This window comes from Streptococcus sp. 2018110, assembly GCF_019754115.1.
In the GTDB taxonomy this organism is placed as follows: Bacteria; Bacillota; Bacilli; order Lactobacillales; family Streptococcaceae; genus Streptococcus; species Streptococcus hashimotonensis.
On sequence record NZ_JAIJZO010000002.1, the window covers coordinates 244425 to 258886 of the forward strand.

General features: G+C 40.5%; 6 protein-coding genes. 1 reads left to right on the forward strand and 5 read right to left on the reverse strand.

Annotated elements, in window-relative coordinates:
- Positions 1 to 66: 66 nt before the first annotated feature.
- From K5Q34_RS11980 to ccpA, 4 genes are all read right to left on the reverse strand, one after another.
- Positions 67 to 5739, reverse strand: coding sequence for a DUF445 family protein (locus K5Q34_RS11980; RefSeq protein ID WP_367303205.1), 5673 nt, complete (start codon positions 5737 to 5739; stop codon positions 67 to 69).
- 534 nt (positions 5740 to 6273) lie between these two features.
- Positions 6274 to 7635, reverse strand: coding sequence for a HAMP domain-containing sensor histidine kinase (locus K5Q34_RS03195; RefSeq protein ID WP_221864507.1), 1362 nt, complete (start codon positions 7633 to 7635; stop codon positions 6274 to 6276).
- Positions 7636 to 8286, reverse strand: a complete 651-nt coding sequence (locus K5Q34_RS03200; protein ID WP_221864508.1) for a response regulator transcription factor — start codon at positions 8284 to 8286, stop codon at positions 7636 to 7638. It abuts the gene before it with no gap.
- Between the two features lie 780 nt (positions 8287 to 9066).
- Positions 9067 to 10071: a catabolite control protein A gene (ccpA, locus tag K5Q34_RS03205; protein ID WP_004298830.1), complete on the reverse strand. Its 1005-nt coding sequence runs from the start codon at positions 10069 to 10071 to the stop codon at positions 9067 to 9069.
- Positions 10072 to 10280: 209 nt separating this feature from the next.
- Here ccpA and K5Q34_RS03210 point away from each other — a divergent pair, with 209 nt between their 5' ends.
- Positions 10281 to 11366: a Xaa-Pro peptidase family protein gene (locus tag K5Q34_RS03210; RefSeq protein ID WP_221864509.1), complete on the forward strand. Its 1086-nt coding sequence runs from the start codon at positions 10281 to 10283 to the stop codon at positions 11364 to 11366.
- A 106-nt stretch (positions 11367 to 11472) separates the two neighbouring features.
- Here the strand turns inward: K5Q34_RS03210 and K5Q34_RS03215 are convergent.
- On the reverse strand, positions 11473 to 14462 hold a 2990-nt coding region (locus K5Q34_RS03215), incomplete at its 5' end, for a MucBP domain-containing protein (protein WP_221864510.1).

Consider the following 14462-nt stretch of genomic DNA (forward strand, 5'->3'; position numbering starts at 1 on the left):
TTAAACTGTATTCTATCAAAAAAATTAGCCAGCCGAAACTAGCTAATTTTTCTTCTTTTCAGAGAATTACTCCTCTTCTTCCTCCCTATTCTGTCTGCGTCGCTTATACAAACCGCCAAGAAGGAGACCTGCCCCAAGGATTCCTGCCCAAGCTGATGATTGTTCACCAGTATTCGGTAATGCACCTTGTCTACGCGGAGCTTGAGAGTGACGAGGCGGGGTTGATTCTGACTCTGAAATGGACTCAGATACAGATTCAGAAATTGACTCGCTAACTGACTCGGAGATAGATTCAGATACAGATTCGGAAATTGACTCGCTAACTGATTCTGAGATGGATTCGCTAACTGATTCGGAAATTGATTCAGATACGGATTCAGAAAGGGATTCGCTAACTGACTCTGAGATAGACTCAGAGACTGATTCTGAAATTGATTCGCTGACTGACTCGGAGATAGATTCTGAAGTTGATTCAGAAATTGATTCACTGACTGACTCGGAGATGGACTCAGATACAGATTCTGAAAGAGACTCGCTGACTGATTCGGAAATTGATTCACTCACTGACTCTGAAAGAGATTCAGATGTGGATTCAGAAATTGACTCACTTACTGACTCGGAAATTGACTCAGATACAGATTCTGAAAGAGACTCGCTGACTGATTCTGAGAGAGATTCAGATACAGATTCTGAAAGAGACTCGCTGACTGATTCAGAAATTGATTCGCTGACTGACTCAGAGATAGACTCGCTGACTGATTCTGAAAGAGACTCGCTGACTGACTCGGAGATAGATTCAGATACAGATTCGGAAAGAGACTCGCTGACTGACTCGGAGAGGGACTCAGAGACGGATTCCGAAATGGATTCACTTACTGACTCGGAAATTGATTCAGATACGGATTCTGAGATAGATTCGCTTACCGACTCGGAAATTGATTCAGATACGGATTCCGAAATCGACTCACTGACTGATTCTGAGATGGATTCAGAGACAGATTCTGAAAGGGATTCACTTACTGACTCGGAGATAGATTCAGATGTAGATTCAGAAATAGACTCGCTGACTGACTCGGAGATAGACTCAGATACAGATTCTGAAATTGATTCGCTGACTGACTCGGAAAGGGACTCACTTACTGACTCGGAAAGGGACTCAGATGTAGATTCCGAAATAGATTCGCTAACTGACTCTGAAATAGATTCTGATACTGATTCTGAAATTGACTCGCTAACCGACTCGGAAATTGATTCAGATGTGGATTCGGAAAGAGATTCGCTGACCGACTCGGAGATAGATTCAGATGTGGATTCCGAAATAGACTCGCTTACCGATTCAGAGATAGATTCTGATACTGATTCGGAAATTGACTCAGAGATAGACTCGCTGACTGATTCTGAAAGGGACTCCGATACGGATTCTAAAATCGACTCGCTGACCGACTCGGAGATGGACTCAGAAACTGATTCGGAAAGAGACTCGCTGACTGATTCTGAAATTGACTCAGATGTGGATTCGGAAATTGATTCACTTACTGACTCTGAAATTGATTCGCTGACTGACTCGGAGATAGACTCAGATGTTGATTCTGAAAGAGACTCGCTGACCGATTCAGAGATAGATTCTGATACTGATTCTGAAATTGACTCGCTAACCGACTCGGAAAGGGACTCAGATACAGATTCGGAAATTGACTCGCTAACCGACTCTGAAATTGACTCAGATGTAGATTCTGAAATGGATTCACTCACTGACTCTGAAATTGATTCAGAGGTGGATTCAGAAATTGACTCGCTGACCGACTCTGAAAGAGATTCTGATACGGATTCAGAAATGGATTCAGAAATGGATTCAGATGTAGATTCTGAAATCGACTCGCTCACTGACTCAGAGATAGACTCGCTAACTGATTCTGAAAGGGACTCAGATGTAGATTCAGAAATTGACTCGCTGACTGACTCGGAAATTGATTCACTTACCGATTCAGAAAGAGACTCGCTGACCGATTCAGAGATAGATTCGGAAATCGACTCGCTGACTGACTCGGAAAGGGACTCAGATACAGATTCTGAAAGGGATTCGCTAACTGACTCGGAGATGGACTCAGATACAGATTCTGAAATCGACTCGCTGACTGACTCCGAAATAGATTCATAGACGGATTCGGAAATAGATTCGCTAACTGATTCTGAAATTGATTCTAAGACTGATTCAGAAATGGATTCGCTGACTGACTCTGAGATAGATTCAGATACGGATTCCGAAATGGATTCACTTACTGATTCGGAAATTGATTCAGATGTAGATTCAGATACGGATTCTGAAATCGATTCACTTACTGACTCGGAAATCGATTCAGATACGGATTCAGAAATCGACTCACTTACTGACTCGGAGATAGATTCTGAGACTGATTCCGAAATGGATTCACTTACTGACTCGGAAATTGATTCAGATACAGATTCAGAAAGGGACTCACTCACTGACTCTGAGATTGATTCAGAGACTGATTCTGAGATAGACTCGCTAACTGATTCTGAAATCGATTCGCTAACTGACTCTGAGATGGACTCAGAGACAGATTCTGAAATCGACTCGCTGACTGACTCGGAAAGGGACTCAGAGACAGATTCTGAAAGGGATTCGCTAACTGACTCTGAGATGGACTCAGAGACAGATTCGGAAATTGATTCACTCACTGACTCTGAAAGAGATTCAGATACCGATTCTGAAATTGACTCAGAGACGGATTCGGAAAGAGACTCGCTGACTGACTCTGAGATGGACTCAGATGTAGATTCAGAGATCGACTCGCTGACTGACTCTGAGATGGACTCAGATGTAGATTCAGAGATCGACTCGCTGACTGACTCGGAAATTGACTCAGATACGGATTCGGAAAGGGATTCGCTGACTGACTCGGAAAGGGACTCAGATACAGATTCTGAAAGGGATTCGCTAACTGACTCTGAGATTGACTCAGATGTAGATTCAGAAATCGATTCGCTCGCTGACTCTGAGATAGACTCAGAAACCGATTCACGAACTGATTCGGAGACGGACTCACTTACTGACTCACGAACCGACTCGGAGACGGACTCACTTACTGACTCACGAACCGATTCAGAGACGGATTCGGAAATTGATTCGCTAACTGACTCGGAGATGGACTCAGATACTGACTCACGAACCGACTCGGAGACGGACTCAGATACTGACTCACGAACTGATTCAGATATTGACTCAGAAACTGACTCACGAACCGATTCAGAGACGGACTCGGATACCGACTCACGAACCGATTCGGAGACGGACTCTGAAACCGATTCACGAATTGATTCGGAGACGGACTCAGATACGGACTCTCGAACCGATTCGGATATGGACTCTGAAACCGATTCACGAACTGATTCGGAGACGGACTCACTTACTGACTCACGAACCGACTCGGAGACGGACTCACTTACTGACTCACGAACCGATTCGGAGACGGACTCGGATACCGATTCACGAACCGACTCGGAGACGGACTCACTTACTGACTCACGAACCGATTCAGAGACGGACTCTGAAACCGATTCACGAACTGACTCGGAGACGGACTCAGATACCGATTCACGAACTGATTCGGAGACGGACTCAGATACGGACTCACGAACCGACTCGGAGACGGACTCACTTACTGACTCACGAACCGATTCGGAGACGGACTCAGAAACCGATTCACGAACCGATTCGGAGACGGACTCGGATACCGACTCACGAACCGACTCGGAGATGGACTCACGAACTGACTCGGAGATAGACTCAGAAACCGATTCACGAACCGACTCGGAGACGGACTCGGAAACTGACTCACGAACCGACTCGGATATGGACTCACTAGCGGATCGAATAATCGACTCTGACTCTGAAGTAGAAATGGACTCTGAGGTAGATTCAAAGATAGACTCACTAATAGATGTAGATATTGACTCAGAAGTGGATAACGATATGGAGGTAGAATTGTATTCACCCCTGGCAATTGCCGCATTAGAAAACATGTAGTTTTCATTAGTCCATCTACTTCCAGTATTCATCGCACTGTTCGCATATGTTGTTTCAGTTAAAATATTCATTGTTGAATTGACATCAACTCGGCTGCTAACAACAATTAGCAACGGCGAAGCAGTTCGACCACGAATATTCAACTGCAAAGACTTACCATTTACTCCAAAACTAGATGATATTTTACTGGAAGCATCTGCATAGTTCGAAAAATCCCCCTCCATACTATCGATAAACTGTCCTTGTGGCACACTATAGGCACGAATAGTAGTTGTGGCTGCTGAAAAACTGGATGCTCCTTTGGAAACAATCTGCAAAATTTCATTGTAATTACTATTGTTTCTTCCATTCTCGTTTAGATAGATAACATGGTCATAAGTTCCATCGGTTAAATTAATATTCGTCAGATAAGCTCGAATTGAATACATGCCGTTTAAATTCACAGCTGGATTCGAATAGATAACGTTAGAATATTGACTATCTTGGTATTGTCCATTCAAAGTGACAGTAAACTGCTGACTCCCTTCACCCTGCACCTCTTTCTGGTCAACAAACACCGACAAGTTAATACTACCTCTAACAGACTTTAAGCTATCAACATTTGAGTTCAAGGTATAGGTAATTGTACGAGTGCTATGATCCCAGATACCAGTTGCAACAACTTTTCCATTTACCACAATATCTGGAATTTTTACATCTTCCGGTATACCGCTACCAGATAAATTTAATGTATTAGATAACGTTACGGTAAATTGATCACCTTCTTTAGCTTGATCATTAATAGAGAATGTTAAATTTGCTCTTAACTGCCCTCCCGATAAGCCCATCGGTTCAACGGGCTGAGGAATGGATAATGAAACCGTTCCCGAAGTAATCACTTCCTGATTGGTCAACCGCCTAAAACCACTACCAATACTCGCCGAATAAGTCCGAAACTCTTCAGCCAAACGTGTCAAATTGATTGCATCCTGACCATACACCAAAACAGCTTGATCCAACTCCTCTTGTGTCCGACTCTTATCTTGCAAAAGTTGTTCCGCTTGTTTCAGTACTTCTTCCAAATGTGTACGAGCTGCCAGATAGTCCTTATATGCTTGCGTTTCAATATGTTCCCCTGGATTAACCAACTCAGTTAGCGCAACCTTAATAGAAGCTATCACTTCTTCTAATCGACTAGTATCTCTCCGATCAGAAACTATTTCCCCTTCTTCAGATACGTCATTAATAACCTCCATCACTTCCTCAGATACGTTGTGTACAACTTCCTTCGAACCTCCAGGACCTTCTTCACTGACCTCCTCCACTACCTTCTCCATCGGAGGATCTGTATTTACCGCTTCAAGAGACTGACTTTCATTGAGAGCACCTTCAGTATTCTCCGACACAACCGTGTCCATAACAACTTCATCAGCCATTGCCAGTGCAGTTTCTTCTGTATATTCTGACGCATATACAACATCCTCAGTCAGAGCATGCTCTGTCGCTACACCACTCAACAATGCCCCTATGGACACTATTCCCTTTGTTATCGACGGACTTGAAATTCTGATATCATCCAAATCTCTGGTCAACCTTCGTTTGCGAATAAGACGTGTTACTCTGCGTAGCCACTGCTTCTTTACCTTGTGAAGACGAATCTTGGTCTCCTTAATCAGTTCAACACTTCGCCTTCCATCTTCATTACTGCCCATTGGAATACCTCCTTAATATTATTCCCTAAAATTATTTTGCAATATTATCTATCATTATTTTAACATTGTAATTAAATTTTAGAAAGGAAATATATGCAAATCCATCTGTTTTTACTGTAAGTTTTTTGTACTTATTTTAAATACAATTTAATTTTTTGAAAATTTGCAAATAACAACCCGCAATATTTATATATAGATATGAAAATATAGTGTAACATCACAAAATACGCAAAATGATTGATCTATTAAAAATCTTAGAGATAATATCAATTGGTTGCATCTAGTTATTAAAGACAGTTTTATTAAAGCTATTTTTACATGATAAAAAATAAAACTCTCAGAAAGTTGCCATAGCCTTTCTAAGAGTTTTGGTCACCCTATCTATTTAAAATAATTTATATATATATAAATATTTTCCCTACCTATTCCGTTCACATAAATTACATTAAAATTTACACAATTAAACCTACTATCCCCTTAGGAAGAATAAGCCCAGAAAATATTTCTTGTAGAGAGTGGTGTAATGAAAAGTGGTTAGGATTCAAAATCAATCCTGAAACGCATAGTAGAATCTCCGACCGATGTAAAGCTATAAGAGAAACCATGTTTATCAAGAACCTGCTTTACCAAATACAGCCCGATTCCTGTCCCACCATCCTGCTTGGCCCTACCAGAGTCTGGTCTATAAAAAGGAAGAAATATTTTTGCAATTTCCTCTTCAGGCAACACCTGAGCCACTTCATTATCTATGATAAATGTCCCCTGTTTGCAAATTAGACTAATCTTCCCCTCTGGACGACTATATCGAAAAGCGTTATCAATAATATTTTTCAAAGCTTTCATCAATAAAATACGATCACCTTTTATTGCGGTCGGCGACAATATTGTCGAAAATTGATACCGATTAACAAGCGCTAAGGCTTGATAATTTGACATCGTACTTTGAAGCAGTTCGTTTAGCTGGAAAAACTCTTGACGATTCCGAGTAGAAATTTCCACATTTGTCGCATCTAAAATTGAATGCACCAACTCTGATTGCTCTTGTAAAATAATCCGACATTCTCTCAAATAACGATCACGATCTGCAAATTCACCCACATTATAAATCATCCCGTCTATAAAACCTAACATACTAGCAATAGGGGTTTTTAATTCATGCGATGTCATTCGAAGAAATTCTGATTTTTCTCGCTCTCGAACCCGCGCCTGTTCACTTTCTATTTTCAACCCTTCAATACTTGTTAATAGCTTTGAATAGAGTCTATTCACATCTTGCGCTAAAATAGCAATTTCATCTTGACCAATAACTTGACATTCAATCCCGCTTTCTAAACTTTGCATCTTACGTGCAGTCTCTGAAATCAAAGCAATTCGTCGAGTAGACAATTTACTATAAATAGCCCCCACAATCAGTGCCAGAATAACGATTAAAATCATCACGAAAGGGTAGAGGGTCAAGAGTGATTGACTAACTTGCGAAAGGCTAGTAAAGCCATATTCCGCCATCAATATATAGGTTGAATTTTCTTTAGAAACAAGTGTTGTCGACCATGACCCCACCTCATCATATGAGCTAAGATTTTTATAGCCAGGATGTCTCCCCTGATCATCAGTTATCAATTCTTCTCTTGGCCAAAGCCGTTCACCATTACTATCAAACAGGCTATACAATAAATCTGGACGATTCAAATCATACTTTTCAATATGGATCAGAATATCTTCATTCGACTGACCATCCAAATTAGAAATAACCATATTAAAATTATCACGAAGTTCCTGACGCCTCTGCTGATTATAATAAATTGGCATAGCAAAATAAAGTAAGGCAACAAGGATTAAAGAAGTAATCGAAATCAATGAAGTAACAATGATAAACTGTTTACGAGCGTGCTTCATTTACACCTCTTCAATTTGGTAACCACGACCAATAATTGTTTTCAAGTGTAAACTTGGTAACTTTTTCCGAATATTTTTTATATGGTTATCTAACACACGACTATCCAATTCCGTATACCCCCAAATTCCCATCATCAGATTATCTCGACTCACAATTTTATCTTTTCTTTTAGCAAGATAAAGGAAGACCTCGTATTCCTTTCTCGTTAACTGCACTTCCTTATCCCCCATATGAACAAAACCAGCTTGTTGATCGATGACAATGTCACCTATTCTAATCATTTCATCAATATGTTTTGCTTTCAAAATATTTTCAACTCGCTTCATTAAAACAAGTGGAGAAAAGGGCTTCGCCACAAAATCACTGATGCCATACCCAAAACTGACTAATTGGGTATACTCATCACTTAAAGCCGTCAAAACCAGTACAGGAACGGATGAAGTCTTTCTAATTTCTGTCAGTAGCTCCAATCCTGTCAATGTCGGCACCAAGATATCTAATATCAGTAAATCAAATTCGACTCTTCTAATTTCTTCTAGAGCTTGCCCACCATCAAACAACGGCAAAACATCATGACCACTGTCTCTTAAAAATTCACAAACAACCTTATTAATAGCTATGTCGTCTTCCAATACTAAAATTTTTGCCATCTCTCTTTACCCTTTCCTAAAATGATAATAACTCTCCTAAAAATTAATAATCTGTTCAAACCATGAGTAAAAAATTAATAGTTTCATATGTATATTCCCAAGTATCTGTCAAAAATCCCACACCCTGGCCTCAAAACCACCTATCCAACAAGCAACCGTTCCTTTTCCATAATAAAACATGCACACAGAATAGGATTCTTGATTTCTCATTAGGAATAACAAAATAAATACCTAAATAGACCCTAATCCCTTCGGAGTTAGCTGGTTTCTTTAAGCCAAGATCATACCTTATACTCAATAAAGACCTTTCATTTTAGCAAAAAGTATTATATACCTAATTGCCCAAAAAGGCAAATAAGGTATTCTATAATAAAACAAGCATACGTAGCGATTTAATTACTTAGTCAAGTTGTGTAAAAAACAGATAAAAAGTACATCAAATACAGTCTAATCTTATTTTATTTTGATATTATTATAAAGCAAGTGTCATTGAGAAAACTGATAAATATTAACTTATCTATTTTTATAAGTTAATTTTGATTGATGCTATATTTGATAGAAGCATAAGCAAACTATTCCCCCAAAAATATACAGTCAATCACTCAAAAATATGTTGTAAAATCCTCCCCCAGGTAATATACAACTCGCTTTTACACTTGCTTGGTAAAAAGAGAGAGCAATCACGTTAACTGTGACTGCTCTTTTATTTTTATATAGATTAGAGTATTCCTTAGTTTATAAAAATAGCACTCACAGTAGATGAAGTGCTATTTTCATTTATCACTTAGTTGATTTCCGTACTTTGATTCCGTGGTTAAGAACTACCTCACGGTTTTCCAACTCTTCCTTGTGCATGATTTTGGTGAGCATGCGCATAGCAATTGCACCAATATCGTATAGGGGCTGATTGATAGAGGTCAGGTTTGGACGGGTAAACTTGGTCACTAGGGAATCATCACTTGTAATGATTTCAAAGTCTTCTGGAACCTTGATGCCCATATCACTGACACCATTCAATAGACCAGCAGCAATCTCATCTTCTGCAACATAAGCTGCAGTTGCTCCGGCATTCAAAATACGTTCTGCTAGAGCGTAGCCTTCCTCGTATTTATACTTGGATTCAAAAACCAATCCTTCGTTAAACTCGATTCCGTTGTCCTTCAAGCCTTGTTTGTAGCCTGCAAAACGAACTTTACCATTGATGTCATCTACAAGCGGCCCTGATACAAAGGCAATTTTCTTGTTGTTCTTAGCTAACAGATTGACTGCATCAACACTAGCGGCAGCATAGTCAATATTGACACTAGGTAATTGGTGCTCCAAATCCACGGTACCAGCTAAAACAATCGGTGTACGTGAGCGTGAAAACTCCGCACGAATCTTGTCTGTCAAATGATAGCCCATGAAAATGATTCCGTCCACCTGTTTTGAGAATAGGGTATTTACTACATTGATTTCTTTCTCATCATTTTCATCACTGTTTGCTAGGACGATATTGTATTTGTACATATCGGCAATATCATCGATACCTTTGGCCAAGGTTGCAAAATAAGCATTAGCAATGTTTGGAATCACAACCCCCACAGTGGTAGTCTTCTTGCTGGCCAATCCACGTGCAACAGCATTTGGACGATAATCCAAACGGTCGATGACTTCTAATACTTTTTTACGAGTATTTTCCTTTACGTTTTTATTCCCATTTACCACGCGCGATACTGTCGCCATGGATACACCTGCTTCGCGGGCAACGTCATAAATCGTTACCGTATCGTCAGTGTTTAACATACGTTATGTACTCCCTTTCAATAGTTCTAGTTCTATGAAAATTACGCTTTCACTCAAGTATAGTGTATCACTTTTTGAAACCACTTTCAAGAGAAAAACGCCATTTTTTTGATAATACTTGCAATTTTTTTCATTTTTTGGAACAATAGTCTATATAATAAACGAAATTTTCACTTTTTTTACCACTACATGCTAGAAAGGTCTCCACTATGTCAAAATTACATCATGTTAAATCCTACTTAGAAGCCAACAAAATGGACTTGGCCATCTTCTCTGATCCAATTAGTATCTATTATCTGACTGGCTATCATAGCGCTCCTCATGAGCGCCACATGATGCTCTTTGTTATGCCTGACCACGACTCACTACTCTTTCTCCCTGCCTTGGATGTAGAACGTGCGGTTGCGACGGTTGACTTTCCTGTAGCCGGCTATATGGACTCAGAAAATCCATGGCAGATTATCAAGAGCAAATTGCCACAAAAATCTTTCTCAGCAATCGGTGCAGAATTTGATAATTTGAATTTAACCCGCTACCATGGTCTTCAGTCTATCTTTAGCCAACCATTTTCAGACATTACACCTCTGATTAATACTATGAAATTGATCAAGTCTCGTGATGAAATTGAAAAAATGCTGGTTGCTGGAGAGTTTGCGGATAAGGCTATGCAGGTTGGGTTTAACAATATCTCACTCAACGTAACCGAAACGGATATTATTGCTCAGATTGAATTTGAAATGAAGAAGCAAGGCATCTCAAAAATGAGCTTTGAGACCATGGTCTTAACAGGCGACAATGCCGCAAATCCACACGGTATTCCCTCAACAAACAAAATCGAGAATAACGCTCTGCTATTGTTCGACCTAGGCGTGGAAACTTTGGGCTATACGTCTGATATGACACGGACTGTCGCTGTCGGTAAACCTGATCAGTTTAAAAAAGATATTTACAACTTGACTCTGGAGGCTCACATGGCCGCTGTCAATATGATTAAGCCTGGTGTGACTGCTGGTGAGATTGACTATGCCGCTCGCTCTGTGATTGAAAAAGCAGGTTATGGCGAGTACTTCAACCACCGACTCGGTCACGGTTTGGGAATGAGTGTCCATGAATTCCCATCAATTATGGAAGGCAATGATTTGGTCATCGAAGAAGGTATGTGTTTCTCTGTCGAGCCAGGTATTTACATCCCTGGAAAAGTTGGTGTTCGTATCGAGGATTGTGGTTACGTTACCAAAAATGGCTTTGAAGTCTTTACAAAAACACCAAAAGAATTACTGTATTTTGAAGGGTAACCCCCTTCTTTTTTTGTTATGCTTCCTTCACCAATTTTCATCAAAAAAAATCAGAAGTTCGCTTTGAACTTCTGATTTTTCTCTTTGGGCTACTAACTAAAGCCTATTATTTTTCTTTGCGACGACGTGACGCCACTGCAACTGTACCCAACAAAGCTAAACCTACCAATGCAAGTGCAGATGTGCTTTCACCTGTTTCTGGCAAGATTGCGCTTGTCTTAGGTGTTACTTTTGTTGTCTCAGTCACCGGTGGAGTTGACGGAGTTGTTGGTTGGTTCGGAGTTGGTGGAGTAGTAGGTGTTGTTGGCTCCTCATTTTCTTGCTTATAAACGTAAGTTACATGAGTTTCACCTTCAACTACTTTACCTTTTGCATTATTTGGAATACGAGATTCTACAAGAATATAACGTTTTCCATTGAATACAATCACTTTTGGACGATTGTCTGAAGTATCGTAGTCTCCGCCCACTGTACCATTCTCAGTATCAACTACTGGTGTCTTGATAACATTACCATTTTCATCAACATAATGAACAATTACTTTACCTTGTTTTTCAACAACTGGTGGAACAACTGGTGTTTCGACTTTCTCTTTGTACTCGTATGTGATAGTTTGTTCGCCTTCTACAACTGTACCGTTGCTTGGGGCATCACCTTCATTTGTACGTGTACGAACAAGTTCGTAAGTCTTACCATCTTTTGTGATAGTAGCTGGTGGGGTGTCACCATAGACTTCATCGACTGGTGTATCGGTTGGTTTAACTGTCTTATCGTCTGCGATTTCAGTCTCTGTTCCTTCGATAACATAACGAGCTACTACTGAACCTGTCTTAACAACTGGTGTTTCAACTTTAGTGTAGATGTAAACTACAGTCTTCTCACCTTCTTCAACTTCACCTGTTGGTGTTGCGCCTGTTTCATCAACTTTAACAAATGTGTAGCCTTCGAAATTACCAACTGTTGTTTCATAGGTTGAACCTACCTCACCGTCACGAACGACATCAGTTGTATCCGCAAGAACCTCACCTTTATCAGTAATGTGACGAACAAGGACGCTACCTGTTTTCTTCTCAACTGGATCTGGTGTATCAACAACTTCTTTGTACTCGTAAGTGATAGTTTGTTCACCTTCTACAACTGTACCGTTGCTTGGGGCATCGCCTTCATTTGTACGAGTGCGTACAAGTGTATAAGTCTTACCACCAAATGAAATTGTAGTTGGAGGTGTGTCACCATAAACTTCATCGACTGGTGTATCGGTTGGTTTAACTGTCTTATCGTCTGCGATTTCAGTCTCTGTTCCTTCGATAACGTAACGAGCTACTACTGAACCTGTCTTAACGACTGGTGTTTCTTCTTTTTCTTTGTACTCGTATGTGATAGTTTGTTCACCTTCTACAACTGTACCGTTGCTTGGGGCGTCACCTTCATTTGTACGTGTACGAACAAGTTCGTAGGTCTTACCATCTTTTTCGATTGTAGTTGGAGGTGTGTCACCATAAACTTCATCGACTGGGGTATCGGTTGGTTTGACTGTCTTATCGTCTGCGATTTCAGTTTCTGTGCCTTCGATAACGTAACGAGCTACGACTGAACCTGTCTTAACAACTGGTGTTTCTTCTTTTTCTTTGTACTCGTATGTGATGGTTTGTTCGCCTTCTTTAACAACACCGTTTTCTGGGGCATCACCTTCATTTGTACGTGTACGAACAAGTTCGTAGGTCTTACCATCTTTTGTGATAGTAGCTGGTGGGGTGTCACCATAGACTTCATCGACCGGTGTATCAGTTGGTTTAACTGTCTTATCGTCTGCGATTTCAGTTTCTGTACCCTCGATAACGTAACGAGCTACGACTGAACCTGTCTTAACAACTGGTGTTTCGACTTTCTCTTTGTACTCGTATGTGATAGTTTGTTCACCTTCTACAACTGTACCGTTGCTTGGGGCATCACCTTCATTTGTACGTGTACGAACAAGCTCGTAAGTCTTACCATCTTTTGTGATAGTAGCTGGTGGAGTATCACCGTATGGCTCATCGACTGGGGTATCGGTTGGTTTAACCGTCTTATCGTCTGCGATTTCAGTTTCTGTCCCCTCGATAACGTAACGAGCTACGACTGAACCTGTCTTAACGACTGGCGTTTCAACTTTTTCTTTGTACTCGTATGTGATAGTTTGTTCGCCTTCTTTAACAACACCGTTTTCTGGGGCGTCACCTTCATTTGTACGTGTACGAACAAGCTCGTAAGTCTTACCATCTTTTGTGATAGTAGCTGGTGGGGTGTCACCATAGACTTCATCGACTGGGGTATCGGTTGGTTTAACTGTCTTATCGTCTGCGATTTCAGTCTCTGTACCTTCGATAACGTAACGAGCTACGACTGAACCTGTCTTAACAACTGGTGTTTCAACTTTCTCTTTGTACTCGTATGTGATGGTTTGTTCGCCTTCTTTAACAACACCGTTTTCTGGGGCGTCACCTTCGTTTGTACGTGTACGAACAAGCTCGTAAGTCTTACCATTTTTTTCGATTGTTGCTGGTGGTGTATCACCGTATGGCTCATCTACTGGTGTATCGGTCGGTTTAACTGATTTATCATCTGCGATTTCATCTTCTGTTCCTTCGATAACATAACGAGCTACAACTGAACCTGTCTTAACAACTGGGGTTTCTACTTTTTCGTATACGTAAGTGACTGTCTTAGTACCTTCTTCAACAGTTCCTTCTGCCGCATCTGAACTTACCAAGTGACCGTCTTCTGTTGTTTCACCAACTTTGTGCGTACCTGCAACGACACGTTTGTAAGTCACGCCATCTTTTTCGATTGTTTCTGGATACTCATCCGCTGATTCTTTAGTGTTGTAAGTTGAACCAACTTCGCCGTCAGTTGTATCTTTAACAGTTGTCTTCAACTCAAGACCTTCTGTGTCAACGTAAGTAATGACAACGTTACCTGTCTTAGGTGTTTCAACTTTTTCTTTGTAGACGTAAGTGATTTTTGTTACACCTTCAGCAACTGTACCTGTTACTGGCGCTACACCAAATGATGTTGACGTTTCAGTAAGGTTATTGTCTTCACCGACCGTACCAACTG